Genomic DNA, 14,936 nt, shown 5'->3' with positions numbered 1-14,936 from the left:
CCGGTCACATTTTGCGAAGGACGCTTTGGATCGGCCTCGGCCCGATTCCGACATGAACCGGCTCGGTCACGCGTCTACTCCGTTGATTCCCCGGTGAAGCGCCGCAGGTCGTCCCGGGAATCGATATCTCGCGCCACGCCGGGGTCGTCGGTCTCGACGAACCGTGCCCCGTCGTGTGACGCGATGAGGTCGCGCCCGCCTCTGTCGCCCGTGACATCGGCCAGCGCGTCGAAGTGGTGGGCATCGAACAGGACGGGGTTCCCGCGCGCCCCCTCGTAGCGCGGCGCGACGATGCTCCCCTCGCCCCCGCGATACGCCTCGACGAGGCGGTCGACGGTCTCCCGGCGAACGAACGGCATGTCCCCGAGAAAGAATACGGCCGCGTCCCAGCCGGCCTCGCGGGCGTACTCGACGCCCCGAGCGACCGACGCGCTCTGTCCGTCCGCGTACTCGCCGTTGTGGCGAATCGAGAGCGGCAGGTCCGCGAGCGCGTCGGCGACGGCCTCCGCCTCGTGTCCGACGACCGCAACGACACCGTCGACCGACGATTTGCAGGCTGTCGCGGCGACGGCGGCGGCCATCGGCGTTCCCTCGACCGGTTCGAGCAGTTTGTTCCCGGCTTCGAACCGCGAGCTCTCGCCCGCCGCGAGGACGATACCACCGACTCGCGCGTCCGGCGTCCCGGTCATGCCCACGTGTTCAGCCCACAGGATACTGACTGTTACCCAGCTGTCGGGTGCCCGCGTCAGTCGGTCCCCGCCGACGCCTCGACGACATCACACCTGTCGGCTTCCAGCGACGCGACGACGCCGCGGGAGTACCGCGACGTGCGGCGGAACGCCTCGGTCAGGACGCTCCACGCGGTCTCCCGCAGATCGGCCGTGTCCGCCTTGTTCACGAGCGGCGTCACGGTCGCACCGGGAGGGACGTTCTTCAGGGCCCCGTTCTCGTGAGCGAGGACGGCCGCGACGGCGCTCGGCGTGACGTCGTCGCCGACGGAGAGGTCACACAGCGCTGCGACGCGCTCCGGTCGGTGCACGACGCCCTCGGCCAGCGGTTCGCCGACAACCCGGACCGAGACGACCGGCACGACGTGAGTGGCGACCGCGGGGATGACCGGCTCACCCTCCCCCGGAGCCTTGAACTCGCGACGGCGAGCGCCGTCGCCTTTCACGAGCACCCAGTCGAAGACGCCACCGAGATAGACCGCGCGGACGAACGACGGGTCAGGACCCGTTACTTTCCGGTCTGCCCGGTCGGGGTCGTTCACCCACTCGTCGGCGAACGCCAGCGGCGGGTCACGGTCGGAGATCACGAACGGATGCCCTGACCGGGTCTGCAGCGTCATCGGGATGTCGGGCGGCGGCGGCATCGCCGTCGTCGTCGTGTACCCGACGTCCAGCCCGCGGTCGTCCCCCGTCGCGGTGAGTCGCCGCATCGCGGTCTTCTTCCCCCCGGCGCCCACGAAGACGACGAGTTCGCGGTCGCCGAGTCCGAGGGCCGCTGCAAGTGGCATGCGCGCAGTGGAACGGCCGGCCTGAACAACGTTTCGCTGACACTGAACGTTGCCACGCCCGTGCCACACGGCCGGTCTGCCGGTAGCGTTTTGCGAGGCGTTCCCGTAGCCGGCCGCATGGAACGCGTAGACGTCCGCGGCGAGATCTGTCCGCGGCCGGCGCTGATCGTCCGCGAACGGCTCGCGGATCTCGACGGCGACGAGACGCTCGTCGTCCGGGGCGATTACCCGCCTGCCGAACGCAATCTTCGTCGAATGTGCAACAATCACGGCTTCGAGGTCGCGGCAGCCGACGACAGCCCCGACGGCGACGCGGACGCCGACGAGTTCGCACTCCGGGTCCGCCCGACCGGCGAAACCGCGATAGCGGAGGAGTGACAGTGGTCGACGGCGACGACACACCGATTAGCTTGACGGAGGCCGTCGACCTGCACGGCTGTTCGTGCAAGGTCGGACAGGGCGATCTCGACGCGCTCCTCGCAGACGCCGGGCTAACCGGGGACGGAAGCGGGAACAGCGGCGGAAGCGGCGACGAGTTGCTGTTCGGCGTCGGGGAGGACGCCGCGGCGCGGCGGCTGACCGAAGACCTCGCGCAGGTCTCGACGGTGGACTTCTTCACGCCGATCGTCGACGACCCGTACGAGTTCGGACGGATAGCGGCGTGTAATGCGGCGAGCGACGCATTTGCGACCGGCGCCGTCGACAACCTCGACTGTCTGGTGATTCTCGGCCTGCCACGGGCGCACACCGACTGCGCGCCAGATATACTGGCGGGGATTGCCGACGCGCTGGACGATATGGGCGGCGTAATCGCCGGCGGACACACGACAATGAACCCGTGGCCATTCGCGGGCGGTGCCGTCTCCGCCACTACACCACCTGACCGGCTACTCACGGCGGAAGGGGCCGCTCCTGGCGACCGACTCTACCTCACGAAGCCACTCGGCACGCAACCGGCGATGGGGGCGACGCGGGTCTCCCAGGACCGGTTCGCCGAGACTGTTCGGGACGCGGCCAACCGGCCCCTCGATACGATCGCGGCAGAGGCCGTCGCGTGGATGACCACGCCGAACCGCGCGGCGGCGTTGGCCTGTCGGGACTACGCCACGGCCGCGACCGACATCACGGGCTTCGGCCTGACGGGGCAGGCCGGCGTGGTCGCGGAGCGGTCGGGTGTCGGTATCGAACTGACTCGTCTGCCGGTCATCGAGGGCACGTCTGCGCTCTCGACGCTCTTCGGCTACGGGCTGGCCGACGGCGAGAGCGCGGAGACGAGCGGGGGCCTCTTTTTCTCGGTTCCGCCCGCCGACGCGGCCGCCGCCGAAGCGGCACTCGACGAACGGGGCGTGTTCTACAGAAACGTGGGTCATGTGATCGACGGATCGGGAGTCGAACTCCGCGATCCGACGGTGGATCCGGTCTCGCGGTAAGGGCGGCCGTCCGCCTCGCAGTGGGGGCAGTTGCCGAACTCACGGGGGAAGGGGTCTACCGTCAGCGAAGAGTAAGAACGGCTTCGAGGACGCCGCCGCCGAGACAGAGCGCCTTGTCCGATATCTTCGCCGGGTCGACCGACTCGCCGCGCGGGTCGACGTCACCGAGTTTCGTCCCCGAGTCGACATCCAGTCCGCCGTGGACGAGGCCGCGGACGAGCCCGTCGATCTCGGTTTCGACCGGCTGGTCGCCGACGCGACCGACGACCTCACCGGCCGCAACGGTGTCGCCGATGGCGAGGGTCGGCACCCACTCGCCGTCAGCCGGAGCGCGGAGCACCCGCTCGTGCGTGTATCCCCGCCGTTTTCCGGGTTCGCCGTCGTACGCGCTCGCAGTACCTTCGTAGAAGACGTGGCCGAGTTCGTGGCCGCGGTCGGTCTCGACGACGGCGTCGACGTCGGCGCCGGCCTCGAATCCGGGACCGAGGCCGACGACCACGTCCGCGTCGTCCCGCCGCGTTCCGGTGTCGAAGCGGCCCTTCGCCATGATCGCGTCGACGAGGACGGCCGCATCGAGTTCGTCGGCGACCGCCGCCTCGGGATCTTCGAGGACCGGCACGTGACCGTCCGCCAGGACCGCCAGCGCCTCGTCGATATCGTCGGCTGCGCGACCCGTGACCCCTTCTACTTCGATTCTACCCTCGTAGGCAGCCGCGCCGAACGCGACGGCTCGGCGCACGACGGTCGGTTCCGCCACCTCGGTCACGACCACGGGGAATCCCGCCCGGTAGAGGCGATAGACGACGCCGCTTCCGAGGTCGCCGCCGCCGCGGACGACCACCAGGTCGTCGAGGTCGACGGCCGTCGCCCGGTCGCCGCTCGCGCCGTGGCGGTCCAGCTGGACCTCCGAGAGGATCGACAGCGCGACCGCGCCGGGGCCGCTCCCGCCCAGGTCGAGTCCGACGGGAGCGCGGACCCGGTGCAAGTCGCGACGGGCGTAGCCGTCTTCGGTCAGCGAGTCGAGGACGTGGTCCGCCTTCCGTTCGCTGGCGACGAAACCGACGTATCCCGCCTCGCCGTCGAGCGCAGCGGCGATCGCCTCCTGGTCGAACGTGTTGCTCCGCGTCGCGACGGCCACGGACGTCTCGCTCGTCATCGGGAGGTCGCGGAGGGCGTCGCCGTAGTCGCCGTGGATCACCTCCGTCTCGTCCGGGAACCGGTCCGGATCGGCGTACGCCTCTCGGTCGTCGACGACGGTCACGTCGTAGCCGAGTCGCTCTGCGAGCGGGGCCAGTTCGGCGCCGATGTGTCCGCCGCCGGCGACGTACAGTTTCGCCCGGCCGCGGACGCGGTCGATGAACACATCCATCTCACCGCCACAGACCATCCCGGTGTTGCCGCCGCGTTCGAGTTCGTACGTGCGGACGCCCGGGTCGTCGTCCCCGGCGAGGACGTGTCTGGCGTCTTCCACCGCGAGGTGTTCGACGGTGCCGCCGCCGATAGTGCCGTACTCGTCGGAATCGGTGACGACCATCCGGTCTCCGACGTCGCGGGGCGCGCTACCGTCCTTGCCGACGATGGTCAACAGTGCAGCCGGCCGGCCGCTGGACGCGAGTTCTTCGATCCGCTCGAACAGGCTCATACGAACGACTTCACCTCGTGGTCGACGATCAGTTCGAGGAGTTCGTCGTAGGTGACCCGCTCGACGTCCGGCGGGAGCGAGACCCCGCGGACGTCGACGTCTTTCGCGACCGCGGCGACCGGCGCGTCGATATCGGGGACGCAGTAGACGCCGTCCTGCAGGAGGACGACGCGCGCGTCGGGGTCACCGCGGGCGGTTCGCAGTCCGACTTCGGCCAGCGGTTTGTCGATGAGGTACAGCATTGTCAGAAATCAAGCGTGCAGTCGGCGTCCCTGATGCGGGCGGCGACGCGGTCGCCCGACCACACCGCGACGTCGTCGGCAATCGCCTCGCTATCGAGGTCGCGCTCGGCCATCGCGGCCGCGTCGGCGACCATCCGCCCGTCCTGTTCGATCAGGTCGGCGACGTGGCCTGTCATGTTGAGCGCGTCCCAGTCGATGGCCGCCTTCGCGCCGTAGACGCCGTCCTCGGTGAACACGACCGTCACGTCGTGGCGGTCGAACCCGGCCGCGACGCCGCGGGCCGCTCGCAGACCCTCGGGAACGTGTACCCGACCGTACGGCGCGCGGGTGAGCATGACGACGACGTCGCGTTTCATAGCGAGACCACTCGGTCCGCGGTGCCGATGATGTCGGCCAGGTCGGGCAAGAGCCCGACTTCGACGCCGTCGGGGTAGTCCTCGGGCGCGTCGATGCCGCGGGCGTCGACGCAGAGGCCGCAGCAGATCACCTCGGCGCCGTCGTCGACGAGCTCCCGGAACTTCTCGGCGGGCATCTCGTCGTACAGCCCGGTGTCCGAGCAGTCGGGGAAGGTCTGGTCCTCAACGGGGACCAGCGCCCCGTCCAGGTAGTGGAAGACGCTCACCTCGTGGCCGTCGTCGAGCGCGGCCCGTCCGAGTTCGTAGACGGTCCGCCAGCGCTCGCTGTCGAAGGGCCCGCCGGTGAGCAGGAACCCGATATGTGCCATCGAACCGGAGTTGCGATGACCAGCTATTAACTGTTTGCCTCACCGCGATTCTCGGGTCGAAACCGCCCCACGCCGCCGGTTCCGGTCCCGGCTGCGTCGCCAAACTGTGGTGCGATGTGCCGGGGCGACACATCCCCCTCGGTCGGGATGTGGCACGCTGTGGGACGGCGGCGTCACCGTCGTCTGCTCGTCCGGAGCCGAGAAGGGACCGTGCGACGCCGACGAGGTCAGGCCGACTACTCCGCGGCTTTCCGCTCGACCGCGTGCAACAGGACGTTCGTCCCGGTGACGACGTCGTCCCACTCGGTGAACTCGCTCTCGCGGTGGCTGATACCGTCGACGCTCGGCACAAAGATCATGCTCGTCGGGGCGACCGTGTTGAGGTAGTTCGCGTCGTGGCCGGCGCCGCTGACGAGTCGCGAGTACTCGCAGCCGACGTTCTCGGCCGCCTCGACGACGGTGTCGATACAGCTCTGGTCGAACGGGTCGGCGTCGACGCGCATGATCTCCTCGAACTCGTAGTCGAGGCCTTCGCGTTCGGCCGCGTGGGCGATCTCAGCCTGCACGCGCTCGACGGCCGCGTCGACGGCCGCGTCGTCGTACGAGCGGAAGTCGACCGTGAACTCGACCGTCTCGGGGATGACGTTGATCGCGTTGGGCCACACGTCGACGCTCCCGACGGTTCCCACGAGGTCTTCGCCGCCGGTCGCGGTGATCTCGCGCACCGCCTTCGTCACGTCCGCGGTCGCGACGAACGCGTCGTGGCGCATGTCCATCGGCGTCGGTCCGGCGTGATTGGCCTGCCCCTCGAAGGTAACGTTCATCCACGAGAAGCCGAACACGCCCTCGACGGCGGCGACCGGAATCCCAGCTTCTTCGAGAAAGGGGCCCTGTTCGACGTGCAGTTCGAAGTAGCAGTGGATGTCCTCGGCCTCGCAGGGTTCGTCGCCCTTGTAGCCGATCCGTTCCAGTTCTTCGCCGAAGGTCTTCCCGTCCTTGTCCTCGCGCTCGTAGGCGTACTCGAGGTCGAACACGTCGCAGTAGACGCCGCTGCCGAGCATGTCTGGCTGGAAGCGGACGCCCTCCTCGTTGCTCCAGGCGACGACCTCCAGCGGTCGCTTCGTGGCCACGCCAGCGTCGTCGAGCGTCTCGACGACTTCGAGCGCGCCGAGGACGCCGATCACGCCGTCGTACTTCCCGCCGTTGTACTGGCTGTCGATGTGCGACCCGAATAAGACGGGGGCGACGGCGTCATCAGTCCCCTCGCGCCGGCCGAAGATGTTCCCCATCTCGTCGATGCGGACGGTGAGTCCGGCGTCGCGAAACCACTCGACGAGCGTGTCCCGCGCGGTCATATTTGCATCTGACAGGCTCGGCCGGTCGACGCCGCCGCGCTCGGTTGCACCGACTTCGCTGAACCGTTCGAATCGGCGGCGGAACCGCTCCGCGTCTATCGAAGGGCTTCCCATGGACCGTAGTTCGATGGTGCCGCCTTCAAGATTCCGACGGCGTAGGTCGATAAAACCTGCGCCACAGCGCCCACACACGGCCCAAACCACCGTAAGAGTCAAACGAGCGTTGGGCAACGGTACGGATATGCCTGCTGCTCGTGAGGCGTCTCTCGCGTTCTGGAACGCGCAGATCCTCGATGGTACCGGCGGTCCGTCCTACACTGGGAACGTCCGGGTGGCTGACGGTCGCATCGACCGAATCAGCGACGAGCCGCTACACGCCGATCGGGTAATCGACCTCGACGGCGCATCACTGGCGCCCGGGTTCATCGACATGCACGCTCACTCCGAACTGCGACTCCTCGAACAGCCCGGGGCCCCGGAGAAAGTGACACAGGGGGTCACAACGGAGGTCCTCGGTCAGGACGGCGTCAGCGTCGCCCCGGTCGGCACGAACCTCCGCGAGGAATGGGCCGAGCGGATCAAGTCTCTGGACGGCTCGATCGACGAGCTCTGGCCGTGGAACACCGTCGCGGAGTATCTCGCCGAACTCGACGCCGCCGAGCCCGCCGTCAACTGCGCCTACTACGCCCCCCACGGCAACATCCGGTCGCTGCTCGCAGGGTTCGAGGACCGACCGCTGCAAGACGAGCGCGTGGTCGCGGCCAGCCCGAACTCCGCCCTGGGGACCGAACTGGCCATTGACGACTTCGAACACGACGCGGCGCCCGGGTCGCTCGGCGCCCTCCAGCGCGAGCTCGCCCTGGCGATGGACGAGGGGGCGTTCGGGCTGTCGAAAGGGATGATCTACCCGCCGAGCTCCTACGCCCGCGACGACGAACTGGTCGCACTCGGGGAGGTCCTCGCCACCCGCGACTCCTTCATGGTCTCGCACGTCTGGAACGAGACGGACAACGTCGTCGAGTCGATCGAGCGCTACCTCGACATCTGTCGGGAAGCGGGCTGTCACGCGCACGTCTCGCACCTCAAGGTCGGCGGCAAAGACAACTGGGGGGCCTCCGAAGAAGTGCTCACGCTGTTCGACGAGGCGGTCGAGCGCGGTCAGCGGGTCACCTTCGACCAGTACCCCTACACCGCCGGCTCGACGATGCTAACCGCGCTTCTCCCGCCGTGGGCCAGACAGGGCGAATCAGAGGACGTGCTCGAACGGCTGCGCGACGGGTCGGTCCGCGAGCGGATCGCCGAGGACATCGACGGGTCGGGTGACTGGGAGAACCTCGCACAGGCCGCGGGCACGTGGGACAACATCCTCATTACTCGCACGGCCAGCGGCCGCCACGAGTCGGCGACCATGGACGAGGTCGCCGCGGCGATGGAGCGCGAACCGGTCGACGCGATGTGCGAGCTCCTCGTGAGGGAGGACCTCGACGTGACGATGGCGGACTTCGTGATGTCGGAGACGGACATCGAGCGGTTCCTCGCCGACGACCGCGGGACGTTCTGCACCGACGGGATCTTCGGCGGGAAACCGCACCCGCGCGCGATCGGGTCGTTCGGGCGCATCCTCGAACGCTACGTCCACGATCGGGACATACTCTCGCCGGAGCGGATGGTGTACAAGGCCGCTGGCCACCCGGCAGACATCCTCGGCTTGCAAGATCGAGGGTACGTCCGGGAGGGGTACGTCGCCGATCTCGTCGTCTTCGACGGCGACTCAGTCACGGCGAACGCGACCTACGAGAACCCCGTCCAGTTCACCGACGGTATCGAGTACGTCCTCGTCGGCGGTGAAGTAACCGTCGAGCGCGGCGTCGTCACCGGCGCCAGAAACGGGAGCGTCTTGCGCTCGACCGACGAGTGGGACGGTACCTCCCGGCCAACGCTCGACCGGTCCGCCTGAGGACACCACCGACTAGCGGGACAACGCGAACCGTCCCGGCCAGGCGCGACGGTGGCCCCTCGGGACGAACGGAAAAGATTGGGACAGTGACGGCGGCGGAAATGCCCACGCGGTGATCCACAGGTGCAACCGGAAAACCGACCGGCCGCAGGGGACGCTACGGGACCTCGCCGTCCACCCCCTCGACGTAGCTGCCCATCTGCTGGAAGAGGAACTGGTCGGACTCGCCTTCGAACTTCGAGTCGGCCCAGACATCGAGCTCGTCGTTCTCGATTTGCGCGCGCGTGTCGGCGACGGTGTCTTTCACGTCCTGGGGGACCTCGGGGCCCCACTCGTCGAGGTCGGGGAGTCCCGTCTCCATCCCGCCCCAGAAGGCGTCGGCCTCCCAGGTCCCGTCGCGGACGGACTGGAGCGTCGGGTCGTAGACCTCTTCCCAGTGCCAGATGGGGGAGATGAGATAGTTTTCGCCGCCGTACTCGCCCATCGGCGCGTTGTAGCCGGAGGCCCACACACCCGCTTCGTTCGCGGCTTTGACCGGGGCGGGAGAGTCGACCTCCTGGGCGATGACGTCGCAGTCCGCGTCGACGAGCGCGTTGGCCGCTTGCCGGGAGGTCGGCGGGTCGAACCAAGAGTTCACCCAGCGGATCTTGAATGTCGCCTCGGAGTTCACCGAGCGCGCGCCCAGCGCCATCGAGTTGATCGATCGGACGACTTCGGGGATCGGGAACGCCGCCACGTACCCGATCGTATCGTTCTCGGTTACCATGCCGGCGGCCTGACCGGCCAAGTACCGCGGTTCGTAGATCCGGCCCATGTACCGGCCCATGTTCTCGCGAGTGGTGTACCCCGTCGAGTGTTCGAACAGCGTGTCGGGGTACTGCTCCGCGACGGTCGCCATCGGGTCCTGGTAGTCGAAGGTCGTCCCGAAGACGATGTCGGCGTCACCCTGGGCGTACTGCTCGAACACCCGCTCGGCGTCACCCGGCGCGACCGCCTCCGTGTACTCCGTCTCCAGCCAGTCGTACTTCTCGTCGACGGTCTTGCGACCCTCGTTGTGCGACCACGACCAGCCCATGTCGCCGACCTCGGAGATGTACACCCAGGCCGCCGTGACCGAGTCCATCCCGGACCCGCCGTCGCCGCTCGTCGTGGTACCGACCGGCGTCCCGGTTCCGCCGTCGCTTCCGTCACCGGCGTCGATCCCGCCGCCACCGTCGCCCCCACCGCTACATCCGGCGAGTGCGACCGCACCCGTGGTTCCGAGCGCGCTCAGTACGTTTCGTCTCGAAATAGTCTCGTCTGTGTCAACCATTACCTATCCGACTACGCGTTACGGAAAGAGGTACTTAATATATGCTATTTTATCGGCGATGTGTGGATATTCTTCCACATTACTCGCATATTAACTTCAATGTCGGTATATAATTCGAGTATTTCTGTACATGTTCCGGGCAAGATGTTCGCCTCAATCGACGACGACGTCGACGTGCTCGAACCGTTCGGCGTCGGCCAGTCCGTTGTTGGTGAGGCGGTACTCCGGGATGACCTCCAGCGCGAGGAACGACAGCTCCATGAGCCCGCCGTCGTGGGACAGTCCCAGGTCCCGCGCGGCGGCTTCGACGGCCTCGAAGCGCGCTTTGACCGCCGCGAGCGGGTCGTCGGACATCAGTCCCCCGACGGGGAGCGAGAGCGACGTGACGCTGTCGTCCTCGGGGTCGTAGGCGCCGACCCCGCCGCCGACCGCTCGCAAGTGATTCGCGAGCGTCGCCATGGAGTCGTGGTCGGCGCCGGCCACGATGCAGTTGTGTGCGTCGTGTGCCACGGTCGACCCAACGGCGCCGCGGTCCAGCCCGAGCCCGTGGACGAAGCCGCGGCCGATGCCGCCGTCGCCACCGTGGCGTTCGATCACCGCGATCGGAAGCAGATCGGCCGCAGTGTCGGCGGCGAGCGCCGTCGTCGCTTCGTCAGGCGTCGGTTCGACGGGGACCGACGCCTGCATCCGTGCTGTCTGGAGGCCGCCGACGGCGTCGATGACGCGGACCTCCACCGGCCCCGGTCCGTTGTGTTCGAGCGCGAGGTCGGTTGCGGCCACCGGCGGGAAGGAGACGGTGTCGGTCGCGATCGCCGAGGCAGGCGGCTCGCCGTCCGCGGTCGGGTCGACCTCCCCGTCGACGATCACGTGCGAGACGTCCCAGGACTCCAGATCGGACAGCAAGACGAGGTCGGCGGGCGCGCCGGGTTCGACGCGGCCGAACGGCAGACCGTAGCTCTCGGCGGTGTTGATCGTCGCCAGCTGGACCGCCTCGACGGGGTCAACGCCGAGTTCGATCGCCTTCGCGACCGCGAAGTCGACCCCGCCGCGTTCGACCAGATCGACGACGTCGCGGTCATCAGTGCACAGCGAGAGGCGCCGGGAGTCGACTTCGTCGACGAGCCCGACGAGGTCCGCGAGGTTCTTGCTCGACGAGCCTTCGCGGAGATAGACGCGCAGCCCGGCAGCGACCTTCTCACGGGCCTCCGGGAGCGTGATGCTCTCGTGGTCGTTGTCGAGAAATCGCGCGACTTCCTGCAGGTCGCTGCCCCGTACTCGCGGGGCGTGGCCGTCGACCGCGAGGCCGCGCTCCCGCGCGGCCGCTATCTTCCCGTGGACGGTCTCGTCGCCGGCCAGCACGCCGGGGATGTTCATTACCTCGCCCAGCGCGACCACCCGGTCCGCGTCGAGCAGGTCCGCGACGGCGTCCACGCCAATGGTCGCACCGCCGTCCTGCAGGTGCGACGCCGGTACCGACGAGGGAACGGTGAATCGGGCTTTCAGCGGCGTCTGTGCCGCGTCGGCGATCATGCCCTCGACGCCGGCCGTCCCGAGGACGTTCGCGATCTCGTGCGGATCGTGGACGACACTCGTGACACCGCGCGGAACGACCGCCCGGCCGTATCTCGGCAGCGTCACCATCGAGGATTCGACGTGCATGTGGGCGTCGATCAGCCCGGGCGTAATGTACTCCGCCTCGATCTCGCGGACCGCGGGTCGCTCCTCGAGCGCCACGATCTCGCCGTCGGCGACCGCCACTGGCGTCTCCGTCAGTCGTCCAGTAACGACGTCGACGAGCGTCCCCCGGACGAGCAGGTCGACGCGGTCGTCGTCGCTCATCGGGCTCTCCCGTCGGTACCGAGTCTATCACACCGCACCCAGCGCGCGTTGATTCGCGTTCCCATTGCCGAACGGTGGAGTGAGCCACCGTATATACTTTTCCCGGTCACCCGCCGATTGCCAGGTGTAGCAACGCTGTGCGACGTCGTTGAGACGAAAACAGGGCCGGTGTGGGACAGCCCCGCCGGGGGGTCCGTCGGTACCCGGTCGTCAGTTCGGTACTTCGCCGTCGATGCCCTCGACGAAACTGCTCATCTGCTGGAAGAGGAACTCGTCGGATTCGCCTTCGAACTTCGAGCCGGTCCAGACGTCGAGTTCGCCGTTCACGATCTCCTCGCGCGCGGTCGAAACGGTGTCTTTCACGTCCTGAGGGACCTCCGGCCCCCAGTCGTCGATACTGCAGATGCCCGAGTCGATCCCCTCCCAGTACGAGTCGGCCTCCCACTCGCCCTCGTAGACGGACTGGAGGGTCGGCGCGTAGAACTCCTCCCAGTGCCAGATGGGGGACGTGAGGTAGTTCTCGCCGGCCTGTTCGGCCATCGGCGCGTCGTAGCCGGTCGCCCAGATGTCGGCGTCGGCCGCGGCTGTCAGCGCCGCGGGGGAGTCCTGGTGCTGGGCCATCACGTCCACGCCTTCGTCGACCAGCGCGTTCGCCGCCTCGCTCTCGGTCGGGGGGTCGAACCAGGAGTTGGTCCACCTGACCTGCGTCGTGACCGCGTCGTTGACCGAGCGCGCGCCGAGCACGAAGGCGTTGATGCCGCGGATGACCTCCGGGATCGGAAACGCTGCCACGTATCCGATCGAGTCTTCCTCGGTCACCATCCCGGCGGCCTGTCCCGCCAGATAGCGGGCCTGGTAGATCCGTCCCATGTATCGGCCCATGTTCTCACGGGTCCGGTACCCGGTGTTGTGCTCGAAGATCGTGTCGGGGTTGTCCTCGGCGACGGAGTACATCGGGTCCTGGTACTCGAACGTGCACCCGAAGACGATGTCGTAGCCATCGTTCGCGTACTGCCGGAATACCCGCTCGGAGTCGGCCGGTGCGACCGCTTCAGTGTAGGCGGTCTCCAGCCAGTCGAACCGTTCGGCGACCGCGATCCGCCCCTCGTTGTGCGCCCAGGACCAACCCAGGTCGCCGACTTCCGAGTTGTACACCCAAGCGGCGCGGACCGTCTCCCCATCAGTTCCCGCGGTACTCGGAGACGCGGTCGTTCCCCCGGTTCCGCCGCTTCCGGACGTGGTTTCGGTGGCGCCGCCGTCAGCGCCGTCGCTCCCGACGCCTCCGCCCCCCGAACCGCCGTCTTCCGAGCCACCGTCTCCGTCACCGCTGCAGCCGGCCAGCGCGAACAGGCCAGCAGCGCCGATACTCCGAATCGCGTTTCGTCGTGAGATCTTCCTGGTCATGATCGTGGTGTGTCGCTGTCGTCAGCGTGCGCTCCGTCGCATCGCCGACGCATGACATCTGGTAACGAGTCTATTGAGGTCCAATTAAAGCTACCCCTCGGCACCAATATTGTCGGCCGCGAGAGGCGCCATAGCGTGTGCCACACGCAGATGTGGTGCCGTTCGGGCATGCCGTGGCGGCGACGAGCGACCCGTGGTCTCGACGAAGTGGGTCAGCTCCAGTCCACAGTCGCGACCGCTCGCTCGGCATCGGCACGGACCTGCGCGGCATCGAGCGTCTCGACCTCGCGCTCGTGCATCAGGACGCGGCCGTCAACGACCGTCGTGACCACGTCGCCGCCGGTAGCGGCGTACACCGCGTGGGAGAGCAGGTCGCGTCCCGGCGTAAGCTGTGGCGACCCGGCGTCCAGGACGATGAAGTCCGCCGGTTCGCCGGGAGCGAGCCGGCCGCTCCCGTGGCCGATCGCCGCCGCGCCGTTGACCGTCGCCATGTCGACGACGGTTTCGGCGTCGAGCGCCGTCGCGTCGCGGTCACGGGCTTTCGCCACGAGCGCCGCCAGTTTCATCTCCTCCAGCATGTCCAGCGAGTTGTTGGACGCGACCCCGTCGGTCCCGAGACAGACGTTCACGCCAGCATCGACGAGCGCGTCCACGGGCGCCATGCCCGCACCGAGTTTCGCGTTCGCCGCGGGGCAGTGAGCGACGCTCACCCCGCGGTCCCCGAGGGTCCCGATCTCGTCGTCTGTGAGGTGGACGCAGTGAGCGGCGAAGGTCCGTCCGTCGAGGACGCCCAGTTCGTCGAGGTGGACGACCGGATCGGTCCCGTACGCCTCGCGGAGCCGCTCGACCTCGCCGACCGTCTCGTTGACGTGGAGGTGATACGGCCGTCCGGCGTCGGCGGCCCGGTCGGAGAGCGCTTCGAGCACGGCGTCAGAGCACGTGTAGGGTGCGTGCGGTGCGACCATCGTCCGGATCCGGCCGTCGGCGGCGCCGTCGTACGCCTCGGTGAACGCGGCGACGTCCGCGAGGCGCTCGTCCCCGTCGACATCTGGTTCCGGGTCGTCGAGGATGACGCCCGCGCCGAGCGTCGCCCGGAGGCCGACCTCCTCGACCACCTCGGCGACGGCGTCCATGCCGAAGTACATGTCCGCGAACGCCGTCGTCCCGGAGCGGATCATCTCGAGCGCCGCGAGTCGCGCCCCCGCGCGGACGTCTTCGCGAGTGAGATCGTCCTCGGCGGGCTGAATGCGGTCGTTGAGCCACGTCTCGAACGGCAAGTCGTCGGCGTACCCGCGCAAGAGCGTCATCGGTGAGTGAGTGTGCGCGTTCACCAGTCCCGGGAGGACGAGTCCGCCGTCGGCGTCGATCGTCCGGTCCGCCGAGAGCGAGTCGTTCTCGTCGGTGATCGTCTCGATCCGCCCGTCGCGGACGCCGAGTGTTCCGGCTTCGACGGCGCCGTCGCGATAGATTCGTCCGTTCCGCACAGCGAGATCCATGAGTTGGTGCCTCTGGAAC

General features: G+C 68.2%; 14 protein-coding genes. 3 read left to right on the top strand and 11 right to left on the bottom strand.

The genetic code is table 11. The features are described 5' to 3' along the window. Window positions 1-74: 74 nt before the first annotated feature. Window positions 75-689, bottom strand: a complete 615-nt coding sequence (locus tag AB2U09_RS02485; protein WP_459191103.1) for a nucleotidyltransferase family protein — start codon at window positions 687-689, stop codon at window positions 75-77. A gap of 56 nt (window positions 690-745) precedes the next feature. Continuing rightward, on the bottom strand, window positions 746-1,516 hold the full coding sequence (gene yqeC, locus AB2U09_RS02480; protein WP_459191102.1) for a selenium cofactor biosynthesis protein YqeC: 771 nt from the start codon (window positions 1,514-1,516) through the stop codon (window positions 746-748). A 117-nt stretch (window positions 1,517-1,633) separates the two neighbouring features. On the opposite strand from yqeC, the gene AB2U09_RS02475 reads away from it, so the two are divergent. Both AB2U09_RS02475 and selD read left to right on the top strand, forming a co-directional pair. Beyond that, window positions 1,634-1,894, top strand: coding sequence for a sulfurtransferase TusA family protein (locus AB2U09_RS02475; protein WP_459191101.1), 261 nt, complete (start codon window positions 1,634-1,636; stop codon window positions 1,892-1,894). 2 nt (window positions 1,895-1,896) lie between these two features. Further along, window positions 1,897-2,946, top strand: coding sequence for a selenide, water dikinase SelD (gene selD, locus AB2U09_RS02470; RefSeq protein WP_459191100.1), 1,050 nt, complete (start codon window positions 1,897-1,899; stop codon window positions 2,944-2,946). 61 nt (window positions 2,947-3,007) lie between these two features. On the opposite strand, the gene yqeB is transcribed toward selD, so the two are convergent. The 5 genes from yqeB to AB2U09_RS02445 all read right to left on the bottom strand — a co-directional run bounded on the left by yqeB (window position 3,008) and on the right by AB2U09_RS02445 (window position 7,023). Further along, window positions 3,008-4,588 carry a selenium-dependent molybdenum cofactor biosynthesis protein YqeB gene (gene yqeB / locus AB2U09_RS02465; RefSeq protein ID WP_459191099.1) on the bottom strand — a complete coding sequence of 527 codons (1,581 nt, stop codon included), beginning with the start codon at window positions 4,586-4,588 and terminating at the stop codon, window positions 3,008-3,010. Beyond that, window positions 4,585-4,830 (bottom strand): hypothetical protein, encoded by a 246-nt coding sequence (locus AB2U09_RS02460; RefSeq protein WP_459191098.1) that lies wholly within the window; start codon window positions 4,828-4,830, stop codon window positions 4,585-4,587. Before AB2U09_RS02460 ends, yqeB begins: the two co-directional genes overlap by 4 nt. A 2-nt stretch (window positions 4,831-4,832) precedes the next feature. Further along, window positions 4,833-5,186, bottom strand: a complete 354-nt coding sequence (locus AB2U09_RS02455; RefSeq protein WP_459191097.1) for a DsrE family protein — start codon at window positions 5,184-5,186, stop codon at window positions 4,833-4,835. Next, window positions 5,183-5,554 (bottom strand): DsrE/DsrF/TusD sulfur relay family protein, encoded by a 372-nt coding sequence (locus tag AB2U09_RS02450; RefSeq protein WP_459191096.1) that lies wholly within the window; start codon window positions 5,552-5,554, stop codon window positions 5,183-5,185. The genes AB2U09_RS02455 and AB2U09_RS02450 overlap by 4 nt, the downstream gene beginning before the upstream one ends. A 236-nt stretch (window positions 5,555-5,790) precedes the next feature. Beyond that, window positions 5,791-7,023, bottom strand: a complete 1,233-nt coding sequence (locus tag AB2U09_RS02445; protein ID WP_459191095.1) for a Zn-dependent hydrolase — start codon at window positions 7,021-7,023, stop codon at window positions 5,791-5,793. 127 nt (window positions 7,024-7,150) lie between these two features. Here AB2U09_RS02445 and AB2U09_RS02440 point away from each other — a divergent pair, with 127 nt between their 5' ends. Next, window positions 7,151-8,866, top strand: coding sequence for an N-acyl-D-amino-acid deacylase family protein (locus tag AB2U09_RS02440; RefSeq protein WP_459191094.1), 1,716 nt, complete (start codon window positions 7,151-7,153; stop codon window positions 8,864-8,866). Window positions 8,867-9,023: 157 nt separating this feature from the next. Here AB2U09_RS02440 and AB2U09_RS02435 read toward each other — a convergent pair whose 3' ends face one another. The 4 genes from AB2U09_RS02435 to AB2U09_RS02420 all read right to left on the bottom strand — a co-directional run bounded on the left by AB2U09_RS02435 (window position 9,024) and on the right by AB2U09_RS02420 (window position 14,917). Next, the gene (locus tag AB2U09_RS02435) at window positions 9,024-10,178 is read right to left on the bottom strand and encodes a BMP family ABC transporter substrate-binding protein (protein WP_459191093.1); all 1,155 of its coding nucleotides are present in this window, start codon (window positions 10,176-10,178) and stop codon (window positions 9,024-9,026) included. Between the two features lie 153 nt (window positions 10,179-10,331). Further along, the gene (gene ade / locus AB2U09_RS02430) at window positions 10,332-12,017 is read right to left on the bottom strand and encodes an adenine deaminase (RefSeq protein ID WP_459191092.1); all 1,686 of its coding nucleotides are present in this window, start codon (window positions 12,015-12,017) and stop codon (window positions 10,332-10,334) included. 210 nt (window positions 12,018-12,227) lie between these two features. Then, the gene (locus tag AB2U09_RS02425) at window positions 12,228-13,421 is read right to left on the bottom strand and encodes a BMP family ABC transporter substrate-binding protein (RefSeq protein ID WP_459191091.1); all 1,194 of its coding nucleotides are present in this window, start codon (window positions 13,419-13,421) and stop codon (window positions 12,228-12,230) included. A 212-nt stretch (window positions 13,422-13,633) separates the two neighbouring features. Continuing rightward, entirely contained in the window at window positions 13,634-14,917 is a 1,284-nt protein-coding gene (locus AB2U09_RS02420; RefSeq protein ID WP_459191090.1) for an amidohydrolase, read from the bottom strand. Between the last annotated feature and the right edge of the window lie 19 nt (window positions 14,918-14,936).

Source organism: Halosimplex yunnanense (genome assembly GCF_054504345.1).
This window is presented reverse-complemented; position numbering and strand designations above follow the sequence as displayed.